At 72.0% G+C, this 20,205-nt stretch carries 20 protein-coding genes and 2 pseudogenes; 10 read left to right on the top strand and 12 right to left on the bottom strand.

The window, feature by feature from the left end; genetic code table 11:
- The first annotated feature begins 28 nt into the window (after positions 1-28).
- The 4 genes and pseudogenes from AB0M99_RS34005 to AB0M99_RS33990 form a co-directional block, all read left to right on the top strand.
- Entirely contained in the window at positions 29-340 is a 312-nt protein-coding gene (locus tag AB0M99_RS34005) for a trypco2 family protein (protein ID WP_365927436.1), read from the top strand.
- Position 341: 1 nt separating this feature from the next.
- Positions 342-1,028 (top strand): trypsin-like peptidase domain-containing protein, encoded by a 687-nt coding sequence (locus AB0M99_RS34000; RefSeq protein WP_365927434.1) that lies wholly within the window; start codon positions 342-344, stop codon positions 1,026-1,028.
- Positions 1,029-1,144: 116 nt separating this feature from the next.
- A pseudogene (locus AB0M99_RS33995) lies at positions 1,145-2,833 on the top strand (NB-ARC domain-containing protein); the annotation flags it as partial.
- Between the two features lie 163 nt (positions 2,834-2,996).
- Positions 2,997-4,238: pseudogene (locus AB0M99_RS33990) on the top strand (hypothetical protein); the annotation flags it as partial.
- 178 nt (positions 4,239-4,416) lie between these two features.
- Here the strand turns inward: AB0M99_RS33990 and AB0M99_RS33985 are convergent.
- Together AB0M99_RS33985 and AB0M99_RS33980 are read right to left on the bottom strand one after the other, a co-directional pair.
- A complete protein-coding gene (locus AB0M99_RS33985; RefSeq protein WP_365927432.1) occupies positions 4,417-5,271 on the bottom strand; it encodes an alpha/beta hydrolase in 855 nt (284 codons plus the stop codon).
- A complete protein-coding gene (locus AB0M99_RS33980; protein ID WP_365927430.1) occupies positions 5,268-5,861 on the bottom strand; it encodes a WHG domain-containing protein in 594 nt (197 codons plus the stop codon). Before AB0M99_RS33980 ends, AB0M99_RS33985 begins: the two co-directional genes overlap by 4 nt.
- A 147-nt stretch (positions 5,862-6,008) precedes the next feature.
- On the opposite strand from AB0M99_RS33980, the gene AB0M99_RS33975 reads away from it, so the two are divergent.
- From AB0M99_RS33975 to AB0M99_RS33960, 4 genes are all read left to right on the top strand, one after another.
- Positions 6,009-7,106: a MerR family transcriptional regulator gene (locus AB0M99_RS33975; protein WP_365927461.1), complete on the top strand. Its 1,098-nt coding sequence runs from the start codon at positions 6,009-6,011 to the stop codon at positions 7,104-7,106.
- A 132-nt stretch (positions 7,107-7,238) separates the two neighbouring features.
- Entirely contained in the window at positions 7,239-7,694 is a 456-nt protein-coding gene (locus AB0M99_RS33970) for a hypothetical protein (protein ID WP_365927428.1), read from the top strand.
- 144 nt (positions 7,695-7,838) lie between these two features.
- Positions 7,839-8,507, top strand: a complete 669-nt coding sequence (locus tag AB0M99_RS33965; RefSeq protein ID WP_365927426.1) for a DNA alkylation repair protein — start codon at positions 7,839-7,841, stop codon at positions 8,505-8,507.
- A gap of 30 nt (positions 8,508-8,537) precedes the next feature.
- Positions 8,538-9,161 carry a hypothetical protein gene (locus AB0M99_RS33960; RefSeq protein ID WP_365927424.1) on the top strand — a complete coding sequence of 208 codons (624 nt, stop codon included), beginning with the start codon at positions 8,538-8,540 and terminating at the stop codon, positions 9,159-9,161.
- A gap of 19 nt (positions 9,162-9,180) precedes the next feature.
- On the opposite strand, the gene AB0M99_RS33955 is transcribed toward AB0M99_RS33960, so the two are convergent.
- The 6 genes from AB0M99_RS33955 to AB0M99_RS33930 are packed head-to-tail and all read right to left on the bottom strand — an operon-like array spanning position 9,181 to position 15,029.
- Positions 9,181-10,203, bottom strand: coding sequence for a pyridoxal-phosphate dependent enzyme (locus AB0M99_RS33955; RefSeq protein WP_365927422.1), 1,023 nt, complete (start codon positions 10,201-10,203; stop codon positions 9,181-9,183).
- Entirely contained in the window at positions 10,124-11,167 is a 1,044-nt protein-coding gene (locus AB0M99_RS33950) for a GHMP kinase (protein WP_365927420.1), read from the bottom strand. The genes AB0M99_RS33955 and AB0M99_RS33950 overlap by 80 nt, the downstream gene beginning before the upstream one ends.
- Positions 11,164-12,027: a DUF364 domain-containing protein gene (locus tag AB0M99_RS33945; RefSeq protein WP_365927418.1), complete on the bottom strand. Its 864-nt coding sequence runs from the start codon at positions 12,025-12,027 to the stop codon at positions 11,164-11,166. The genes AB0M99_RS33950 and AB0M99_RS33945 overlap by 4 nt, the downstream gene beginning before the upstream one ends.
- Positions 12,028-12,041: 14 nt before the next feature.
- A complete protein-coding gene (locus AB0M99_RS33940) occupies positions 12,042-12,857 on the bottom strand; it encodes an ABC transporter ATP-binding protein (RefSeq protein WP_365927416.1) in 816 nt (271 codons plus the stop codon).
- On the bottom strand, positions 12,854-14,005 hold the full coding sequence (locus AB0M99_RS33935) for an iron chelate uptake ABC transporter family permease subunit (protein ID WP_365927414.1): 1,152 nt from the start codon (positions 14,003-14,005) through the stop codon (positions 12,854-12,856). The genes AB0M99_RS33940 and AB0M99_RS33935 overlap by 4 nt, the downstream gene beginning before the upstream one ends.
- Complete coding sequence (locus AB0M99_RS33930) at positions 13,995-15,029, bottom strand: ABC transporter substrate-binding protein (protein ID WP_365927412.1); 1,035 nt, start codon at positions 15,027-15,029, stop codon at positions 13,995-13,997. The genes AB0M99_RS33935 and AB0M99_RS33930 overlap by 11 nt, the downstream gene beginning before the upstream one ends.
- A gap of 152 nt (positions 15,030-15,181) precedes the next feature.
- Between AB0M99_RS33930 and AB0M99_RS33925 the strand changes: the two genes are divergently transcribed.
- On the top strand, positions 15,182-16,459 hold the full coding sequence (locus tag AB0M99_RS33925; protein WP_365927410.1) for an MFS transporter: 1,278 nt from the start codon (positions 15,182-15,184) through the stop codon (positions 16,457-16,459).
- A gap of 104 nt (positions 16,460-16,563) precedes the next feature.
- Here the strand turns inward: AB0M99_RS33925 and AB0M99_RS33920 are convergent, their stop codons facing one another.
- From AB0M99_RS33920 to AB0M99_RS33910, 3 genes are all read right to left on the bottom strand, one after another.
- A complete protein-coding gene (locus AB0M99_RS33920; RefSeq protein ID WP_365927408.1) occupies positions 16,564-16,764 on the bottom strand; it encodes a hypothetical protein in 201 nt (66 codons plus the stop codon).
- A 114-nt stretch (positions 16,765-16,878) separates the two neighbouring features.
- Positions 16,879-17,718 carry a class II glutamine amidotransferase gene (locus AB0M99_RS33915; protein ID WP_365927406.1) on the bottom strand — a complete coding sequence of 280 codons (840 nt, stop codon included), beginning with the start codon at positions 17,716-17,718 and terminating at the stop codon, positions 16,879-16,881.
- Between the two features lie 76 nt (positions 17,719-17,794).
- Positions 17,795-18,043, bottom strand: a complete 249-nt coding sequence (locus AB0M99_RS33910) for a hypothetical protein (protein WP_365927404.1) — start codon at positions 18,041-18,043, stop codon at positions 17,795-17,797.
- A 427-nt stretch (positions 18,044-18,470) separates the two neighbouring features.
- Between AB0M99_RS33910 and AB0M99_RS33905 the strand changes: the two genes are divergently transcribed.
- On the top strand, positions 18,471-19,196 hold the full coding sequence (locus AB0M99_RS33905; RefSeq protein ID WP_365927402.1) for a dienelactone hydrolase family protein: 726 nt from the start codon (positions 18,471-18,473) through the stop codon (positions 19,194-19,196).
- A gap of 91 nt (positions 19,197-19,287) precedes the next feature.
- On the opposite strand, the gene AB0M99_RS33900 is transcribed toward AB0M99_RS33905, so the two are convergent.
- The gene (locus tag AB0M99_RS33900) at positions 19,288-19,968 is read right to left on the bottom strand and encodes an NAD(P)H oxidoreductase (protein ID WP_365927400.1); all 681 of its coding nucleotides are present in this window, start codon (positions 19,966-19,968) and stop codon (positions 19,288-19,290) included.
- Between the last annotated feature and the right edge of the window lie 237 nt (positions 19,969-20,205).

Here is a 20,205-nt window from a genome sequence, read left to right as displayed (position 1 = left end):
GGTCGGGAGAGTCCTGGGGGGATGCGCGATGGCGGAGATCGGACTGGCCGAGGCGATCGAGGAACTGCGCCGGGAGCTCGGCCGGGCGCAGGACGCGGGGGCGGGGCAGCAACTGCGGTTCGAGGTCGCGGAGGCCGAGCTGGAACTCCTGCTGGAGCTGCGCCGGGAGGCGTCACCGGAGGCGCGGCTGTCCTTCGGCGTGGTCAGCGCGGGCGTCGCAGGGGCGGTGGCCACCGCGCGGACCCACAGGCTCACGCTCAGGCTCACCGTGCGCGACGAAGCCACCGGGGGCCGCAACGCCCACATCAGTCAGGACCGTTCGACGTCCTGGGGCGACTGACATGGACCCCGCGCGCCTGGTCGACGTGCGGGCCGGTACGGAGCAGGAGTCGAGGAGCAGCGGCTCGGGCTACCTCATCAGTCCCCACCTGGTCCTGACGGCGCGCCATGTCGTGGCCGACGCCCACGGCCGCAGCTGGCCACGGTTCGAGGTCCGCATCGGCCATCCCCGTCACGGCACACCGGTGCGGCGTACCGCGGTGCTCTGCTGGCCGGACCTGACCGCCGGGGCCGACTCGCCCGTGGCCGATGCCGCCCTGCTCCGGCTCGACGAGCCGATCGACGTGGGCGGGCCGCCGGTGCGGTGGGGGCGGCCGGAGGGCCACGATGCGCTGGACTACAACGGCATCGGCTTCCCCCTGCTGGCCCGCTACGGCGACGTCCCCCACGTCGAACAGCTGCGCGGGCAACTGCCGCCGCTGGCCACCGGGCCGCAGCGGTACTACGTACTCGACCAGCAGGCAGCGCCCCGGGCCGACTCCGCCTCGGGCCGGCGACCGTGGTCCGGTGCCTCGGGAACGGCGGTGTTCTGCCGGGGACTGCTGGTCGGCGTCGTGGTGTGCGACGACAGGGAGTTCGACCACCGCCGCCTGCACGCCCTGCCCGCCGAAGCGTTCGTCGGGCAGTCGGCATTCGCCGAGCTCGTTCAGCGCGATACGGGGACGACTCCGCGGGTGGAGCCGGTGTAGGCGTCGGAGCCCTCGCCGGACGACGGCCCCGGCGCATCAGCGGCCCCGCCGGGGGAGCCTTCGCAGGGCGCCGCCCCGGGTGAGGGACCACGTGTGGACCTGCGTGAGGCCCCGAGGTGCCGGTGATCTTCGGTCGCGGTGAGGAGATCGGCACACTGCGGCAGTGGCTCGGCGAGGACGAGTGCCGGCTGGTCGCCGTCCTCGGCCGCGGCGGCATGGGCAAGACGACGCTCGCCGCGCACCTCGCAGCCGCCCTGCGGGACGAGTTCACCGTGGTGTTCTGGCGCTCCCTGTTCAACGCGCAGCCGCTGGCGGAGGTTCTCGGCGCGTTCGTCCGGCACGCCTCGGCCGGAGAGATCACCGACCTGCCCGACTCCCTGGAGGAGCAGATGCTGCTGGTGCGGCGCCTGCTGCGGGAACGCAGGTGTCTGCTGGTCCTGGACAATGCCGAGTCCCTCTTCGAGGGCCGCGCACTCACGGCCGGAAGCTACCTGCCGGGGCTCGCGGATTACGGGGCGCTGTTCGACGCCGTGGCCGCCGGGGGCCACCACAGCTGCCTGCTGGTCACCAGCCGGGAGATGCCCGCCGAGATCGTCCGGCTGCGGTCGGACAGCGGCCCGGTCCGCGTGATGGACCTCGGCGGGCTGTCGGACACGGCGGGCCGTCACCTGATGGCCGACCGGGGGCTGACCTCATGGGTCGAGTCGTGGTCGGCGCTCATCGAGCGGTACTCGGGCAATCCGCTGGAGATCAAGGTCGTCTGCGACACGGTGCTGCGGGTCTTCCAGGGGGACGTAGCCGCGTTCCTGCGCGAGGACACCGGCGTCGTCGGCGGGACGCACCAGCTGCTCGCCGGCCAGTTCGACCGCATGTCGCCGCACGAGCAGGCGGTCATGTACTGGTTCGCGGTCCGCCGCGAGCCCGTGACCCTGGGCGAGCTGGAGCGCGACGTCGTACCTCCGCTGACCCGGCGCGAGCTGATCGCGGCGCTGGACGCGCTGAGCCGCCGCTCGATGGCCGGCGGGGGCCTGCCCGGCTCCTTCACGACCCACCCCGTGATCCTGGAGTTCGTACTGGAAAGGCTCCTGGACACGCTGTTCCGGGAAGTCGTCTCCGGGTCGCCCGAGCAACTGTCCAGCCACGCCCTGACCCTGGCGACGGCCCGGCAGTACATCCGGGAGGCGCAGGCCCGGGTCCTGGTGGCCCCCTTGGCCCGCCGTCTGCTCGGCACGTACGGGCTGCCCGAGGTCACGCGGATGCTGCAGGACCTGCTGGCGACGGCCCGCCGCGGCACCGCGGGGCCGTCCGCGGGATACACCGCCGCCAACCTGCTGCAGATGGTGCTCCACCTCGGACTGCCCCCGTCGGACTTCGACTTCTCCGCCCTGACGGTACGCGAGGCCGATCTGCGGGGCGTGACGCTCAGGGACGTCGACTTCACGGCGGCGCGCTTCGAACGCACGCTGTTCACGGACACCTTCGGCGTCGTCCGCGGCGTCGCCGTGTCCTCCGACGGAACGCTGGTCGCCGCCGGCACCGGCGGCGGCGACGTCCGCGTATGGCAGCTCGCCGACGCGCGGCCCACCGCCACCTGGCACGAGCACTCCGGAACCGCCTGGGCGGTGGCGTTCGGCGACCACGACCGCATCCTGGCCAGCGCGGGCGCGGACCGGACCGTACGGGTCTGGGACATGCGCACCCACCGCTGCATCCAGGTGTGCCACGGCCCCGAGGAAGCCGTCGTGGACGTGGCGTGCCACCCGACGGAACCCCTGGTCGCCGGTGCGGCGTACGACAACACCGGCCGGGTGTGGAACGCGCTCACCGGGAGGCTGCGCCACACCCTGCACGGCCACGGCAACTGGGTGAGCGGGGTCGCCTACGCGCCCGACGGCGAGACCCTGGGTCACGTGCAGCCTGGACGGCACGGTCCGGGTATGGGACAGCAGCAGCGGCGATTGCCTGCGGGTGCTCGCCGACGAGCGGGACGAGCACCCGGACAGCCTCTGGAGCATAGCCGTGTCGCCGGACGCCCGGTCGGTGGCCGCGGGCGGCTTCGACGGCATCATCCGCGTCTGGGAGCTGGCGACCGGCGCCCTGACGCATACGCTCCGCGCCCACGCCGACCGGGTGACCGACCTGTCGTTCGACTCGGCCGACGGTCTGCTGGCCTCCGCCAGCGGAGACCGGACGGTACGGGTCTGGGACCTCGCCACGGGGCGGCGCGTGGAGACGCTGGCCGGTCACGAGCTCGGCGTGGCGGGCACCGCGTTCGTCCCCGGCAGCCGGCGGCTCGTCAGCGGAGGCGACGACCAGACGGTACGGGTGTGGGACGCGGGCCGCGGCGAGTGCCTGATGGTCATCCGCGGCCACGAGCAGCCGGTCCGGGCGGTGGTGTCCGCGCCGGACGGCAGGACGATCGCCAGCGCGGGTGACGACACCGATGTACGCCTGTGGCCGACCCGCGCACCGCATCGGGCCCGCACCCTGCGCGGGCACCAGCACTGGGTGCAGGCACTCGCCTTCAGTCCCGACGGCCGGCTGCTCGCCAGCACCGGTGACGACCGAACCGTACGGGTGTGGGACGTCGAGGGAGGCCAGTGCCTGCACGTCCTGCACGGGCACACCGGCTGGGTGGCTGACGTGGCCTTCAGCGCGGACGGCACCAGGGTGGCGAGCGGCGGCGCGCACAGCAGGATCCGCGTCTGGGACACCGTCACCGGGCGCGCCATCACGGTCATCGACGCCTACGACTCCAGCGTGGGCGCGCTCGCGTACACCCCTGACGGGCGGCTCCTGGTGAGCGGAGGACACGACCACCGCGCGCAGGTGAAGCTGTGGGACGCGCAGACCGGAGAGCATCTGGCGACGCTCGCCCGGCACATCGGAGCCGTCACCTCCCTGGCCGTGACCGCGGACAGCCGCCGACTCGTGACTTCGGGCGTCGACGGCTGCGTCAACGTGTGGAACCTCGCCACGGCCGAACACCTCCACACGCTCACGGGGCACGGTAACCGGGTGTCGTGCGTGGCCGTGGGGCCGAGCGGCAACCTGGCCGCGAGTGGGGGTGAGGACCGTACCGTGCACGTGTGGGAGCTCACCGAAGACCGCTGCGTGCAGGTGCTTCGCGGCCACCCGGGGGCGGTGACTTCGGTCGACTTCGGCAGCGACGGTGCAACCCTGGTGTCGGCCAGCACCGATGGGACCGTGCGCCTGTGGAACCACGCGGACGGCAGGGCCACCGCCATGCTCGTACCGGACCGCCCCTACGAGCGCATGAGGCTGACGCCAGGCCTATGGCCTGACCGACGCCCAGCGGGAGGCCCTGCGACGCCTCGGCGCCGTCGACGACGGCCGATAGCGGCGGACGGGGCACATCCGATGCGCTCTAAGCGCGGAAGACCGCCCGAAGCTGCCCTCCGAACTCGGCGGGGTGCGTGGTCGAACCGGTGTGCCCGCCGGGGAAGTGCAGCAGTTCCGTGCCGAGGCGCTCGGCCAGAAGAGCGGCCGGGCGGTACGGCAGCTCACCGCGCGAGTCCTGGCCGCAGGCGAGCACGAGCCGGTCCGACACTGCCTGAAGCCCGTGGACGTCGGGGGAGTAGGACATGAAGCCGGGCACGATGCGCCCGACGAAGTAGGGCAGGTTGGCCATCGTCCGCTCGGCCCGCGCCGCTGCCTGCGGCGGAAGCTCGACCTCAACCTCAACCTCAACCTCAGCTTTCGGCTCGGTGGCCTCGCCCCCCTTCCTCAGGCCCGCGGCGAACACCGCCATCGCCGGCATGAGCCCCTCCGCGTGGAACGTCGCCTGCACGCGCGCGATGAGCGCGCGATGCTCAGCGGCGTCCGGCAGTACCTCCACCACCGGCGGCTCGTGCGCTACGAGGCGTTCGACGCGCTCGGGACGGGCGGTGAGGAGGTGCAGGGCGGCGATCGCGCCCGAACTGGAGCCGAAGATGCGCGCGGGCTCACCGGGTGACAGCAGTTCCAGCAACCGGAAGGCGTCGTCGGCGTGTTCCGCCACTCGCTGCTCGGCCTCGGGGTCGTCCAGCATGCTTCGGGACATACCGCGCGGGTCGTAGGTCGCGACGGTGTAGGTGGCGGCCAGGTCGTCGACGATGCCGTCGAAGGCCGCCGCACCGCCCGCACCTCCGGGGATCAGCAGCAGGAGCGGGCCCCGGCCACGCACCTCGTAGTGCAGGGTTGCGCCTTTCACGCGCAGGCTGCCCATGGTCGGGCCGGTCATGCGGGGTCTCCTTCTCGGGACGGGGGCCAGTGCTCCAGGAGGGTGTGGAGGGCGTCGAGTGCGCGGATCCAGGACTGCTGCGGCGACCGCTCGTGCGCGAACCCGCCCGCGGCCTCCAGTGCGACGAAGCCGTGGAACGTGCTGCGCAGCAAGCGGACCGCGTCGGTCAGGTCGGGTTCGGCCAGTCCGTAGCCGCGCAGCATGCCGTAGGTCAGCTCGACCGCGCGCCGCGGTCCGGGCGCCTTCGCGGCGAGTTCGGGGTCGATCCGGATCGGGGTCTGCGTGGCCGCGTAGCGACCCGGATGCGTGTGGGCGTACTCCCGCCAGGCATTGGCGAACGCGACCAGTGCGTCCTTGCCCGCCCGCCCGGCGGTCGCCTCCGCGATGCGGATGGTCTTCTCGTCCGCCGCCAGCAGCGCGATCCGGCCGCGCAGATCCTCAAGACCTCGGACATGCGTGTAGAGGCTCGCATCCTTCACACCCAGCCGCCGCGCCACCTGCGACATGGTCACCTGATCGAGCCCGACCTCGTCCGCCAGCTCGGCGCCCGCGACCGTCACCCGCTCAGCCGTCAGCCCTGCCCGCGCCATGCAGCCTCCTCGTCCCTAGGAGTCCTAACTTAAACCTAGGGGTCCTAGGTTTGCAACCGAGATGCGAGCGCCGTAGCGCGCGAGGTGGCTCTTGACCCTCACGTGGCGTCAGGCTGCATAGTCGGAGCCGTGGAAGATCACTGGACCGTGGGACGCGTGGCCGAGCTGGCCGGCGTGAGCGTCCGCACGCTGCATCACTATGACCAGATCGGGCTCGTTCAGCCGTCGGCGCGGACCGCGGCCGGGTACCGGGCCTATTCGGCGGGCGACGTAGAGCGGCTGCGCGAGGTGCTGGCCTACCGGCGCCTGGGCTTCGGGCTGCGGGAGGTTGCGGAACTGGTCGGTGACCCGTCCACCGACGCGGTCGCCCACCTGCGCCGACTGCGCGGCCTGTTGCTGGAGCGGCGCGATCGCGCCGAGGCCATGGTGACGGCCATCGACAGGGAACTCGAGGCACGGGCGAAGGGAGTGAAGGTGACACCGGAGGAGCAACTGGAGATGCTCGGTGCACGGCTGTACGACACGATCGGCGGCGCGTACACCGCGACACGGCGTACGGAGCCGCGGATCGCCGCGCAGATCTGGGACGCGCTCGGGGACGCGCAGACGGTGCTGAACGTCGGGGCCGGCACCGGCTCCTACGAGCCCGTTGACCGTGAAGTGACCGCGGTGGAGCCATCGGCGGTCATGCGGGAGCAGCGCCCTGCCGGCTCGGCGCCGTGCGTGGCCGCCGCGGCGGAGAACCTGCCGTTCGCGGACAACTCCTTCGACGCCGCGATGGCTGTCTCCACCGTTCACCACTGGGGGGACCCGATGGCGGGGCTGCGCGAGATGCGGCGCGTGGCCCGCCGCGTGGTGGTGCTCACGTTCGACACCGACGAGCCCGGATGGCAGGACCGGTTCTGGCTCACCCGCGACTACCTGCCCGAATTCGCCGCCGTCCTCGCGGAATTTCCCTCGCTCGCGGGGATGGCCGACGCGGTCGGCGCTCGCGCCGAGGCGGTGCCCGTCCCGTGGGACTGCGCTGACGGCCTGTTCGAGGCGTACTGGCGTCGACCGGAGGCGTATCTGGAGGATCACGTGCGCCGTGCGATGTCGGTGTGGACGAGGGTCGGACCGGAGGCCGAACGACGAGCGGTACGAGGCCTCAGCGACGACCTCGCCTCCGGCCGTTGGGCCGAGCGCAACAGCCACATCGCCGGCCTCGACGCGGCGGACCTGGGCCTGCGCCTGCTCACCACCTGAACGTCGTGCCCCGGTCGGGGGGAGTTCAGATCTTGAACACCCTCTGTTCTAATGGCATGTGAAATATCACATGTCATTAGCGCGGACCGAAAGTCCTTGGTCGGCGATCCCACACAAGAAGGACGAACCTCGATGAACCGCTTAGCCCTCCTCGCCGCCAGTGCCGCAGGTCTGACCGTCTTTGCGATCAGCCCGGCCAACGCCGCCGTTCTGCCGGCCGACACGGCCGAGACCGTCACCTCCTGCGGGAACTCCGGCCTCCAAGCAGGCCTGGCCACGCGGGTCTGCGCCGAGATCACCGGGACCACCGTCGAGTTCTACGGGACGGTCGGACTCGCCGGCCCGCCCTCTCCGGGCAGCCCGGCACCCACCCCGAAGGAACTGTTCACCACCCTGTCCACACAGGTCGTCGGTGTCGGCGCGCCCCAGACGCAGTCCAGGCAGGTCATTTTCATCGCCACCAAGCTCGAGGTGCGCGGTCTCGTCAGCACTGTCCCCTGCGGCTCGACCGTCCGCGGCACCTTCGGCGTGGCCTCGTTCCCCCGAGCGGCCAGCCCGGTGACCCACGAAGTCACCATCACCTGCTGAGACCTCCCAGTCTGCTCACCATGAGCCGAAGCCCCGCCGTCCGATGACGGCGGGGCTTCGGCCGGGCCACCGCCTGGGGTCACCCCCGGCTGCGGACCCCGTCGTAAGCTGTTGGGTCCCGAAGGTGACGGACAGGAGTCTGAGGTGGCCGAGACGGCGTTGGCCGAGGTCATGGCCGAGCTGGCCGGGCTCGAAGAGCCGAAGACGCGCGCGGTGAACGAGAAGCACGGCGACGACCACGGCGTGAACCTCGGCAAGCTGCGTGCGCTCGCGAAGCGGCTGAAGACGCAGCAGGAACTCGCGTGCGGTCTCTGGGGGACGGGGGACAGTGCGGCGCGTCTGCTGGCGATGCTGATCTGCCGGCCGAAGGCGTTCGGGCACGACGAACTGGACACCATGCTGCGCGAGGCGCGCACGCCGAAGGTGCACGACTGGCTCGTGAACTACGTGGTGAAGAAGAACCCGCACGCGGAGGCGCTGCGCGTGGCCTGGACGGACGATCCGGATCCGGTGGTCGCGAGTGCCGGCTGGGCGTTGACCACCGAGCGGGTGGCGAAGAAGCCGGAGGGCCTCGATCTCGCGGGGCTGCTCGACGTCATCGAGGCGGAGATGGCCACCGCCCCGGACCGCTTGCAGTGGGCGATGAACCACTGCCTGGCGCAGATCGGTATCGAGCGCGCGGAGCTCCGGGCCCGGGCGATCGACATCGGCGAGCGGCTGGGCGTACTGAAGGACTATCCGACCTCGCCCGGGTGCACGTCTCCGTTCGCGCCGGTCTGGATCAACGAGATGGTGCGGCGCCGGGAGGCGTGACCCGCGCCCTGACACCTCGTTGAAACGATCATGCGAACCTTCACGACAGCGGCCCTGGCCGCCGCAGGGGCCGTCCTGGCCCTGGCTTCTGTCTCTGCCGTTCCCGCCGCCGCGCTCGACGCCCCGGCAGTCATCAGTGTCGACGGCACCTGTCACGATGCGAAGGGCAGCTGGCCCTGCGCCGTCGACATCGAGGTCCAGACCAGCAAGAAGCAGTACGGGCCCGTCACCATGGACGGTGAGGCGTACATCAACTGCACGCGCAACCGCATCGACCGGACCCGATCGGTGCACATCAATAACCCCGGTCGAGCCGAGTTCGCCCCCGGTGGTGGCGGCAACGCTCTGCGCCGACCCACCTACTTCACCTGGTCCAGGGACACCTACCAGGACGTCCCCGAGCGCATCGCGCCGGGGGAGGCGTCCTGGTTCGAGGTGCAGCGCGCCACCGAGTCGGGCGACGCCAAGTTCACTGTCCGCGACGAGAAGGGCCAGGAGCAGGTCCTGCGCGGGACGTTCGACGGGCCGGCGAACGGACTGTCCGACCGCCACTACCAGCGAACGGGCCCGCTGACCGCGGCCGAGCAGCGGCACTGCAATTCCGACCGGCCCACGGCCCCGGCCGCGGTCCCGCTGGGAGCGGACGCCCCGTAGGCCTCCGCCTCAGAACGGCTCACCGCGCCGTGGCCGGGGTCACCGCCGCGGCCCGGTTCCAGTGCATCCGGGACCACGGCAGGGTCAGTTGGCTCTGGTCGGACACCTCGCGCGGGGCGAGGTCCGCGATCCGCGCGGCCTCGCCGTGCCGGGCGTAGACGGTGTCGACGTAGCGGTGTCCGGTGTCGGCGGCGATGAACAGGACCGTCCGCCCGGGGGAGCGCTCGCGTTCGTGGCGGGCGGCGAGGTAGCCGGCGCCGGTCGACAGGCCCGCGAAGACCGCGTGCCGCCGCAGCAGGTCGACGCTGCCGGCCAGCGCCGCGTCGAAGGAGATCCAGTGCAGGGTGTCGTACAGCTCGTGGGAGACGTTCCCGAAGGGGATGGAGCTGCCGATCCCGGCGATGATGATCTCCGGGTCGGAGACGTGTTCGGCGCCGAAGGTGACGCTGCCGTACGGCTGGACGCCGACGAGTTCGACGTCGGCCGGGCCTTCGCCGTCCGCGCGCAGGTAGCGGGCGAGGGCGCCGGTGGAGGCCCCCGACCCCACGCCGCCGACGACGGTCAGTCCGTCCGCGCCGGTCGCCTCCCGGATCCGGTGGGCGACCGCGCGGTAGCCGAGGTAGTGCAGGTCGTCGTGGTACTGCCGCATCCAGTGGTATTCCGGATGCTCGGCGAGGATCTCGTGGATCCGTTCGACGCGCCGCTTCTGGTCGAGTTTCAGGTCGCTGCACGGCGCCATCTGCTCCAGCGTCGCCCCGAGTACGGCGAGCTGGGTACGCAGCGTGTGGTCCACCGTGGTCGAGCCGACGATGTGGCAGTGCATGCCGTACCGGTGGCAGGCCAGGGCGAGTGCGTATGCGTAGATGCCGCTGGAGCTGTCCAGCAGCGTGTCTCCGCGGCGCACCGCCCCGGTGTCGAGCAGGTGGCGTACCGCCGCGAGTGCGGAGACCGCCTTCATCGTCTCAAAACGCAGGCATACGAGCCGGTCGTCGAGCCGTATCAGGTCCGGCCGGCCGATCGACTCCGCGATGTGCTGGTCCATGCGGGATCTCCTTGGTGGTCGTGAAGGTCCGGGTGGCGGGGATGCCGTGAGAGTCCAGGGCGCGCAGGCAGCTGCGCACCCGGTGTCGCAGGCCGGGCGCGGCCGGGTCGAACAACAGTCCCGCCACCGCGCCGCTGTGCGCGATCTGGACACCTGCCGCTCCGACCCGCCGGGCGATGCCGGTCAGCGCGTCGAACTCCGGGTGGCCGAGCACTTGCTGGCCGCGCCAGGCGCTGGCGGTCGCCACCTCGCCGAGCAGTTGCACGTCGCCGGTGGCCACGGCCCGGCGCAGCAGCGCGCGCAGGCGCTCGAAGGCCCGTACGTGGTCGGCATCGGCCTCGGCGGGTGTGCGTACGGGCAGGGACAGGGTGTCGACGGGAGCTCCCCCGCCGAGGATGCAGCCCACCACGACCAGGGGCGGCAGGGCCGGGCCGAGGACCTCAAGGACCTTGCCCTCCCGCTGCGCGAAGAGCACCGGGCGGCCGTCCATCATCAGCGGATCGCAGGCCTGCTCCGCCCGTACTGCGAGTCGGGCGACCGTGTCGGCGGGCAGCCGCAGTCCGTACGAGTCCGCGACCGCGCGCACGGTGGCGATCACATCGCTGGTGGAGCTGCCCATGCCCAGGCCCACCGGTATGTCACCGGTGAGTCGCAACTCCCCACCGCAGGGCGGCTGGGCGGCCCGCTCCGCGCATTCCGCCACCGTGAGGGCGGCGGCCAGCATGGCTTTCGTACGGTCGGCGGGCAGGGCGGTGAGTGCGTCGGGCGCCGTGCCGGGACGGCGGAGGAACTCGGCGTGGCTGCCGGGTCCGGCCATGGGGAGGGTGACCAGGCCCGCGCACCGGCGTCCGTCGCCGTCGAGGAAGACGCCCTGGAGGATCTCGCCGTGGTGGCACGGGGCGTACCCGGTGCCGGTGCGGAGGGCACCGGCACCGGAGACGGCCGGGTGGGCGGCGGGAATCACGCGCTGCCCACCGTCCGGTAGCGGTACAGGACCGTCTCCTCGGCGCTGAACTGGGAGAAGGGGAACGGTTCCGCCGACAGGGCGGTGACTCCCGAGCCGACGAACGCGCGGGCGACGGCGCTGCCGGTCTGGGCGTAGACGATCAGCGGGATGCCCCGGGAACGGCAGCTCTCCAGGATGGTGTCGAACGAGCCGTTGCTCAGGGTCATTCCGGTGGCGACGACGGCCTCGGCGCTCGCCAGTACCTCGTGCATGTCGTCGGTGACGGGATCGCCCCACTGGGTGGCCTTGAGGTTGAAGTCGCAGGGCAGCGGTTCGCCGCCGCGCTCGCGGATCGCCGCGACGAGCGGATTGACGACGCCGATGAGGCCGACCTTGGCGCCCTCCTCGATGTCCAGGAGGCCTGCAATGGCCGCGTCCCGGGCCTTCGCGCGCACTTCTGGTGTTCCGGTGGGGAGGGTGACGGGCTCGGCGTCGCCCGCCTCTCCGGCCGCGCGGTGGGGGCGGATCTCGGAGAGGTAGGCGTCGAGGGCGGCGATCCGCAGAGGGCGCGGGGCCTCGCGCAGCAGGACGTCGAGCGGGGTGCCGGAGGCGTCGCGGCAGATCGACTGGTCGATCTCGCCGGCCTCGAAGGCGCAGCCGCCGAAGGATCCGCCGAGGCGGACCAGGACGTACTGGTTGAGGTAGGTGGTGTCGCCGCCGGCCAGGCGGGTGCCGTGGTGGATCCAGAACACGCTGGTGGCGACGAGTCCGGAGGGAAGCGGGCCGTGTTCGCCCGCGAGGACGGCCTTGATCAGCGCGTCGACGGTCGGGGCCGCGGCGGCGGTATCGGCGGAGGGGGTGGGGCTGTTCCGGATCATGGGATTCCTCTTCTTCACAAGGCGGGTTGGGGCTTCGGCGCCACGGCCGGGGCCGGGGCCGGTGCGCCGAGCGGGCCGCGGTAGGCGACCGCGGGGTTGCCCAGGGCGTCGGTGGAGAGCTCTGCGTCCACCGCGAAGACCTCGGCGAACCGCTCGGCGGTCAGGACGGCGGCGGGGGTGCCGGAGGCGATCAGGCGGCCGTGGTGCAGGAGCAGCAGCCGGTCGCAGTACCGGGCGGCGAGCGACAGGTCGTGCATCGCGACCAGGACCGTCTGGTCGGTGCCGGCCAGCAGCTCCATCAGTTCCAGCCGGTGTTTGACATCGAGGTGGTTGGTGGGTTCGTCGAGCAGGAGCCCGTACGGCTGTTGGGCCAGCGCGCGGGCGATGTGGGCGCGCTGCCGCTCGCCGCCCGAGAGCGCCTTCCAGGAGCGGCCGGCGAGCGCGGTGAGTCCGACGCGCTCCAGCGCGGCGGCGACCACCGCCCGGTCGGTGGCATCGGGTCCGCGCCAGCGGTCCCGGAACGGGGTCCGCCCCAGGCCCACCACGTCGGCGACCCGCAGGTCGCTGTCCGCGCCCGAGTCCTGTTCGACGAAGGCGACATGACGGGCGATCCGGCGTGCGCTCCAGGCCCGTACGGACTCGCCGTCGTACCGCACGGTGCCCGCACCGGGTGCCCGCAGGCCGGCCAGGCAGCGCAGCAGCGAGGACTTGCCCGAGCCGTTGGGGCCCAGCAGTCCGACGGTTTCGCCGGGGGCGATGTCCGCGCTGACGTCGCGTACGACCGGCGTTCCCGCCACCGACCAGCTCAGCCCTTCGGCGGTGATCCTCACAGTTCGCCCCTCTTGCGCAGGACGAGCAGGAAGAGCGGCACGCCGAGGAGCGCGGTGATCACGCCCACGGGAACCTCTCGCGGGGCGAAGGCGATCCGGGCCAGCGCGTCCGTCCACACCAGGAACACCGCGCCCGCGAGCGCCGCGTACGGCAGCAGCACCCGGTGCAGCGGCCCGACGAGGAACCTCACCCCGTGGGGGACGATCAGCCCGACGAATCCGATGGCGCCGACGGTGGCGACCGCCACGGCGGTCAGCGCGGCCGTGACCACGAGCAGCAGCATCCGGGTGTGCCGTACTCCGATGCCGAGGGACGTGGCGGTGTCGGTGCCGAAGGCGAGCCCGTCGAGGGCGTTCGAGCAGAGCCATGCCACCGCCAGCCCCAGCGGGGTGACGATCGCGCAGACCACGACCGTGTCCCAGCGGGCCGGCGCCATGGAGCCCAGCAGCCAGTGGGTGACCGCCCGCGTGGTGTCCGCGTCCGCCGAGGCCATCAGGACCAGCGAGGTCAACGCGGTGAAGAGCTGGCCGACGACCACGCCGGTGAGGACGATGCGGACGGAGTCCAGCCCGGTGCGCTTCAGCAGCAGGAGGAGCAGCCCGAAGGAGAGCAGCGCGCCGGCGAGGGCGCCGCCGGTGACCCCGAGGGCGTTCGCGCCGATCCCGAGGACGACCACGGTGACGGCACCCGCCGAGGCTCCCGAGGAGACGCCGAGCAGGTACGGGTCGGCGAGCGCGTTGCGGGTGACCGCCTGGAGCATCGTGCCGCACACGGCGAGCGAGGCGCCGACGAGCGCGGCCATCAACACCCGCGGCAGCCGCAGGTCCCAGATGAGGGAGTCCACCAGCGGGGGCAACGGCTCGACGTCCAGGCCGAGACGGGCGCCGAAGACGCGGGCGAGGCCGGCCCACCCCACGTCGGCGGTGCCCATGCGTACGGCCGTCGCCACCGAGCCTGCCAGGGCGGCCGTGGCGAGGAGGAAGAGGACCGCCTGGGCAGCAGCGGACCGGCCCGGATGCCCGGCAGGTCCGGCGGAACCGGCCACCAGGGGCCGGGTGGTGACGGAGCCGCCCAGTACAGCCCGCCCGCGGGCCGCCGGGAGCAGGAGATCCGCCGGCTCCGTCCGGGTGACCAGGTCAGCGGACATACCCGAGGTCCTTCATGCCGTCGGCCAGTAGCCCCAGGGCGTGTACGGAGCGCACCGAGGGGTCCAGCTCGATGCCCGGCACTTCAAAGATCTTGTTGTTGCGGACCGCGGCCAGCTTGGAGATCACCGGGTGCTCGGTCATGGCGGCGCGCTTCTCCGCGGCGCTGTCACCGGGCCGGCCGCGCTCGGACAGGTCACCGATCACGATGAAGTCGGGGTCGCGCTTGGCGACTTCCTCCCAGGAGACCTCCGGCCAGTCCTCGTTGACGTCGTCGAAGGCGTTCTTCGCACCCACGATCCGGCTCATCTCGCTGGGCAGGCCGGTCCTGCCCGCCACGTACGGCATGCCGTTGAAGACGGAGTAGAGGTAGACCACGGTGGGCTGATCCGCTCCCTGCGCGACCTTGGCGGCGTTCTGTCCGGCCTTGGCAACGGCGGCGCGCTGCTCGGCGGCGAGCTTGCCGGCCCGCTCCTCGGTGCCGAAGACCTTGCCGAGGTTCTCGTAGTCGGAGAACAGGAGCTCGAAGGGGGTCGTGCCGGCCGGGTTCTGCTGAGGGCAGTCCACGGCGCTGACGAAGGTGGGGACCTTGAGGGCGTCCAGCTCCTCGCGGGTGCCGGCCCGGTCCTTGGTGAAGAGGTCCGTGGAGCCGGCGACGACGAAGTCGGGGGTGGCGGCGCGCAGTTGCTCGCCAGTGGCGATCTTGGGGGCGATGACCGGGACCTTGGCGTACGCGGCCTCGTACGGGGAGGGGATCTTCGTCTTGAGGTTGGCGGTTCCCGCCATCCGGTCCTGGAGCCCGAGTTCGAGCAGGGTCTCGGTCGAGGTCTGGTCCAGGGCGACGGTCCGCTTCGGAGGCGCGGCGAAGGACATCTGGCGGCCGCAGCTGGTGACGGAAGCCGCCTTGCCCGAGACCTGGGCCGCGGGCTCGTTGTCCGCCTGGGAGCCGCCGCCGGCTGCGGTGGAGCAGCCCGCGGTGGCGAGGGCGATGGTCAGGGCGATACCGAGGCGGGCGGGGTGGCGCATGGATTCTCCGGTCTGGAAGGAGGGCGATGGGTGTTGTCGTGCACCGGGCAGGAGTGCCTCGCTCGAAGGGTACTGTAATGGCATTCATTTTCATTAACGAACCCGGGTGCGGTTTTCCGAGCCGTCACCCCCACCCCAAGGAGCACCGCACCGTGGCGACTACAGCCGCGCCCCGAGCGCCCAAGAACCCTGCCCCGCCCCCGCGTTCGGTTCTGCGTGACACCGCGTTCCTGCGCCTGTGGGCGGGCACCACCGCCTCCGGCCTCGCAACCTGGGCCCTGCCCTTCGTCCTCGGACTCGCCGTACTGCACCGCGACCTCGGCGCCGCCGGGCTCGGCATGGTCCTCGCCGCCCGTACCGCCGGCTTCCTGGCCGCCGTCGCCGTCGGCGGCGTGCTGGCCGACCGGCACTCCCGGCGCGCGGTCGTCCTGTGGTCGGCCCTCGCGGCGGCGGTCGCCACCCCCCTCCTCGCCGCCGGACTCGGCCGCTCGCTCCTGCTGATGACGGCCGCAGCCGCCGTCGCGGGCGCCGGACAGGGTGCCTGCCGCCCGGCGTTCCAGGCGCTCACCGCCGAGACCGTCGAACCCGAGCGCCGCCAACAGGCCAACGCCGCCCTGACCATGGCGGTCCGCGGCTCCACGCTTGCCGGTCCCGCCCTGACCGCGCTGCTCGCGTCCTTCCTCGACACCCGGACGCTGCTGCTCGGCATCGGCCTGCTCTGGCTGATCGCTGCGCTCGTCCCCGGCAAGGGCGCCGGACGTGTCACGGCGGCGGACCCGGCCGCCGGGCCCGAGCCCGAGCCGCGCGCCGGCTTCCGCGCCGAGTTCCTGGAGGGGATACGCGAGGCGCGCCGCCACCCCTGGTTCCTCGCCGGACTCGCCGCCCTCGTCGCCGTCATCGCCCTCGGCTACTCCGCCACCAGCGTCGCGCTGCCCCTGATCAGCAGGGACCGCTACGAGACCCAGTGGGTGCTGGCCGCGGCCACGACCGCCTACATCGTGGGGGCGCTCGGCGGGGCCCTGGCCATCGCCCGCTGGCGGCCGCGCTCCCAGGGCTGGGCCGCCTTCGCCGGGCTGGCCGCGTACGGCGTCGCGCCGCTGAGCCTGATGCTGCCCGTGCACCCGGTCATGGTCGTCGCCGCGTACGCCGTCGCCGGGATCGGCATCGAACTGTTCAACGTGCCCTGGTTCACGGCCACCCAGCGCGAGGTCTCCCCGGACAAGCTGGCCCGAGTCTCCTCGCTCGACTTCCTCGTCTCCTACGGCCTGGCACCGGTCGGCCTGGCCCTGATCGCCCCGGCCATCGACGCCTTCGGGGCCACCCCGGTACTCGCCGCCTGCGCCGCCGCCTGCTTCCTCGTACCGGCCGCCGCGGCGCTGGTCCCCACCGCCCGCCACTTCGCGAGGACGGCCCCGGCGCGGACGGAGTGACCTCCACCGCCAGCGTCAGGGGGCGGGTGCTGCGGCGGGCGCGACAGGGCCCGGCCGGGTGGATACGCGCCGGCCGGGCCCTGCGTGCGTGGGATGAGGGTCGTTCAGAAGTCGTCGTCGCGCAGGTCGCGCTCGCCTCGCAGGAGGTCTTCCTCGCGCCGCCGCTCCATCTCGTCCGGACCCTTGCCGCCGCGGGACGGGGTGCCGGGCTCTGGGTGCGCAGGGTCCTGGTCGGGCCTCGGAGGGCGCTGCCGCTCGTCGCGGCCCTTGCCCGGCTCCTGGCGCTTGTCCTGCTTACCACCCATGAGGGGACTCCTTTGTCGTGTGGGGTGAATCTGTCCCTTCCACACTGACACCTACCGTCGCAATCTGCACATTATCGGTAACGGTACGTGATGGGCTGGGGTCGGTCCCGAGGGTCAGCGGAGGTGCGGCGTGAACGGGAGGTAGTCCGTCCGTGTTCCGGAAGGGACCACCGTGTAGCTGGACTCGGGAAGTTCGTTCCACACGCCGGGCAGGTCCCCCAGGGGCTCGGAGACGACGATGCGCGTTCCGTCGGAGATGTCGCGGAAGTACTCCAGCTCCGGGTGGAGGCGGCGCACGCTCTCGGCGCGGCTGCTGTAGAACAACGACCGGGACGCCCCCTGGCTGGAGTAGCGGAAGGCCCAGACCCGCTCCCCGTCGCTGACCGCCAACGTCATCTGGAGGGGGTGCGGCACGCCGTGCTGCCTGCCGAGCCGCTCCACGAGCTCGGCCATCCTGGCGACCGCGCCAGGGACGTCCTGGTCGAGCCCGAAGGTGACCGCCAGGTAGAACATCACCTCGGAGTCGGTGGACCCTTCGATGGCCGAGAAGAGCGCCGGGTCGACGGCGATGCACAGGTCCCGCTGGAGGCGCTGGAAGTCCGCGATGGCCCCATTGTGCATCCACAGCCACCGGCCGTGACGGAAGGGATGACAGTTGGCCTGCTGGACAGGAGAGCCCGTCGAAGCGCGGACATGGGCGAAGAACAGCGGAGAGCGGACGTGGGCCGCCAGCTCGCGCAGGTTGCGGTTGTTCCAGGCCGGTGCGATGTCCCGGAAAACCGCAGGCGTGCCGTCACCGTCCGCGCTGTACCAGCCGATGCCGAACCCGTCGCCATTGGTCGCTTCGACGCCCATCCGTGCGCGGAGGCTCTGGTTGATCAGGGAGTGCTCCGGACGGTAGAGCACGGCATCGAGCAGCATGGGCGAACCCGAGTATGCGAGCCATCGGCACATGCGCACCATCCCCTTCGGGGGCTTGCTCAGAGCCCAACCCGGCCACCAACACTCCCCGCCCGCACTTGGCAATGGATCACTCGTCGGTCTTGCCGCGTTCCTGGCCCTCCTGGCCTTCCTGGCCCTTCTGGCCCTTCGGACCGACCCAGCGCGGGCGCCCCGTCATGGGGTCCGGTACGGGTCCCGGCCGGTCGAGGCGGCTCGCCTCGTCCGTGTCGGCCGCGTCCGTCCGCTGTTCGCCGTGGTGCTCGTGGTGAGGCCGCGTCCGCCGTGGGGCGTGCCCGTCGTGCGGAGGCACGCCGCCGGCACCGCCTTGCTCGTCCATGCCGACCTCCTCAGCCTTGCGCGGAGTCTCTTTGTGGCGGCTGCCCGGCCCCCGCCACGGGAAACCTCGGCACCTGCGAGGTCGCTCCCGCGGGGCCGGAGCCACCCCGACGGGTTCGACAGGCCTCAGACCGCACTCACCGGCATGGGACGGGGAAGCCTGGCCAGCACACCGAGGCAGGCACCCGACCTGTCCGTGATCGAAAAGGCCGGCCCGTCGACGGAGCGCAGATTCCCGGGGTGACCGTCGGTGCGAAACCCGGCACCGCAGAACACGGCACCGACGTACGCGACGAACGCCCCCACGCCTGGTTCGTCTCTCCTACGCCAAACACAACGACGGAACGTCCTCGTCCCCATGCCCGCGCTGTTCTGCCGACGGTGAAGACCGGCCCGACCGGGCCCGACGGTCACTACAGTCCAGTCTCATGACGACGGTCACCACGCGTACGGTCGAATACCCCGCCGACGGCCTGACGATGATCGGGCACCTCGCGCTCCCCGCCGGTGCCGACCGCCGGCCCGCGGTCCTGATCGGGCCCGAGGGGCCGGGCCTGAACGACTTCCAGCGCCGACGGGCCGACGCCCTCGCCGAACTGGGTTACGTGGCACTCGCCTTCGACATCAACGGCGGGCGCTGGTTCACCGACCCTCAGGAAATGCTGGCACACGTGACACCCCTACTCGCCGACCCCGACCGGATGCGGGGCATCGGCCACGCGGCACTCGACGTGCTGCGCGCCGAACCGCGGACCGACCCCGACCGGATCGCCGCCATCGGCTACGGCACCGGGGGCGCCATCGCGCTGGAACTCGGGCGCGACGGGGTCGACTTGCGCACCATCGGCACGGTCAACGCACTGACCACGGGCCGACCGGGGGAGGCGGCGCGCATCCGTTGCCCCGTGTGGGCCGGGGTCGGATCGGAGGACCCGATCATGCCCGCTGAGCAACGGGAAGCCTTCGCCGCCGAGATGCAGGCCGCGGGCGTCGACTGGCGCCTCGTGGTCTACGGCGGCGCCCTGCACGCCTTCCACCACCCGCCGGTGGATCAGACCGTGCTCCCCGGCGTCGGCCACCACCCGCGGCACGCGCAGCGAGCCTGGCGCGACATCGTCGACCTGCTCGCCGAATGCCTGCCGATCACGGAATGAGCCAGACCATCAGGACCGGTTCATGGGGGAGCAGGCCCGTCCGGCCAGGACAAGCTGAGGCGTACGGGACGTTCGCCGGATCCGAAGGCCGTCAGGCCGTGACGAGTTCGTCCGCAAGGAACTCCTCCACGAACTTCCGTGCCCGACGGTCGAAATCGGTGTACTGCGCCTCCCGCTCCGCGCCGGCGACCGCTTCGCCGACCAGCAGATTGCCCTCGGCGTCGATGCGCTGCGGTCGTTCCTCCGCGTCCAGGAGCAGGCCAACGGTGGAGCGGGAGAAACCGCAGTAGTAGGCGATGCCGTCGCTCAGGTTGGCCTCGAGGGCGGACTGCATCGACTCCGCGATGGGGTCGTCGGCGGTGGCGCCGGCCAGGGCCAGCCACAGCATGCGCTTGCCCGCCAGGCGGGGCTTGCTGCGGCCGTAGGCGAACCCGTAGTTCCATACGCGGTCGATCCATCCCTTGAGGACGGCGGGCACGCTCAGCCAGTACACCGGGAAGACGGCGACGACGACATCGGCGTCGAGGATCCGCCGCATGTGGGCGTGGGTCTCGTCCGAGTACGGCTTCTCCCGGTTGCCCCAGTCCGGCTGGTCCTCCTCGTTCATCCGCGGGTCGAACCCCTCGGCGCGCAGGTCGAGCAGGTCGATGCGGTATCCGGCGGCCTCGAGCTGGGCAGCCGCGCGGCGGGCGGTGTGGGCGGTGAGGGAATCGCTGCGGTGGTGCGCGACGACCACGAGGGCTGTCCTGGTGTCACTGCTGTGCTGCGGCATGGTGTCTCCCGAGGGCTCGATCTGTGCAGTGAGTCCAGTACAACCGCGGCGCCGTAGATGATCCATGGGAGAAACCCTCCAGGACATAGGAGATCGTCTACGATTGCGCTGTGGATCCTCTGAGTTCACCTGATTTCTCCCCGGATGCCCCGGCCTTCAGGCCGGGGAGGAATGGGTCCTTGGCACGGAGGCGCGGAGCGCCGGAGTTCCCTTCGCATCTGTTCTGACCTGCACTCT

Source organism: Streptomyces sp. NPDC051183, assembly GCF_040682455.1.
Classification (GTDB): Bacteria; Actinomycetota; Actinomycetes; order Streptomycetales; family Streptomycetaceae; genus Streptomyces.
Note: the sequence above shows the minus strand (reverse complement) of the source record. Positions and strands in the feature narration are given on the sequence as shown.

Bases quoted from the DNA above. Each gene is read 5' to 3' on its own strand.
- AB0M99_RS33945 (WP_365927418.1), bottom strand. From the start codon at position 12,027: ATGATCCGGAACAGCCCCACCCCCTCCGCCGATACCGCCGCCGCGGCC.
- AB0M99_RS33970 (WP_365927428.1), top strand. From the start codon at position 7,239: ATGAACCGCTTAGCCCTCCTCGCCGCCAGTGCCGCAGGTCTGACCGTC.
- AB0M99_RS33920 (WP_365927408.1), bottom strand. From the start codon at position 16,764: ATGGGTGGTAAGCAGGACAAGCGCCAGGAGCCGGGCAAGGGCCGCGAC.
- AB0M99_RS34005 (WP_365927436.1), top strand. From the start codon at position 29: ATGGCGGAGATCGGACTGGCCGAGGCGATCGAGGAACTGCGCCGGGAG.
- AB0M99_RS33910 (WP_365927404.1), bottom strand. From the start codon at position 18,043: ATGGACGAGCAAGGCGGTGCCGGCGGCGTGCCTCCGCACGACGGGCAC.
- AB0M99_RS33905 (WP_365927402.1), top strand. From the start codon at position 18,471: ATGACGACGGTCACCACGCGTACGGTCGAATACCCCGCCGACGGCCTG.
- AB0M99_RS33980 (WP_365927430.1), bottom strand. From the start codon at position 5,861: ATGGCGCGGGCAGGGCTGACGGCTGAGCGGGTGACGGTCGCGGGCGCC.
- AB0M99_RS33900 (WP_365927400.1), bottom strand. From the start codon at position 19,968: ATGCCGCAGCACAGCAGTGACACCAGGACAGCCCTCGTGGTCGTCGCG.
- AB0M99_RS33930 (WP_365927412.1), bottom strand. From the start codon at position 15,029: ATGCGCCACCCCGCCCGCCTCGGTATCGCCCTGACCATCGCCCTCGCC.
- AB0M99_RS33955 (WP_365927422.1), bottom strand. From the start codon at position 10,203: ATGGACCAGCACATCGCGGAGTCGATCGGCCGGCCGGACCTGATACGG.
- AB0M99_RS33985 (WP_365927432.1), bottom strand. From the start codon at position 5,271: ATGACCGGCCCGACCATGGGCAGCCTGCGCGTGAAAGGCGCAACCCTG.
- AB0M99_RS33935 (WP_365927414.1), bottom strand. From the start codon at position 14,005: ATGTCCGCTGACCTGGTCACCCGGACGGAGCCGGCGGATCTCCTGCTC.
- AB0M99_RS34000 (WP_365927434.1), top strand. From the start codon at position 342: ATGGACCCCGCGCGCCTGGTCGACGTGCGGGCCGGTACGGAGCAGGAG.
- AB0M99_RS33960 (WP_365927424.1), top strand. From the start codon at position 8,538: ATGCGAACCTTCACGACAGCGGCCCTGGCCGCCGCAGGGGCCGTCCTG.
- AB0M99_RS33915 (WP_365927406.1), bottom strand. From the start codon at position 17,718: ATGTGCCGATGGCTCGCATACTCGGGTTCGCCCATGCTGCTCGATGCC.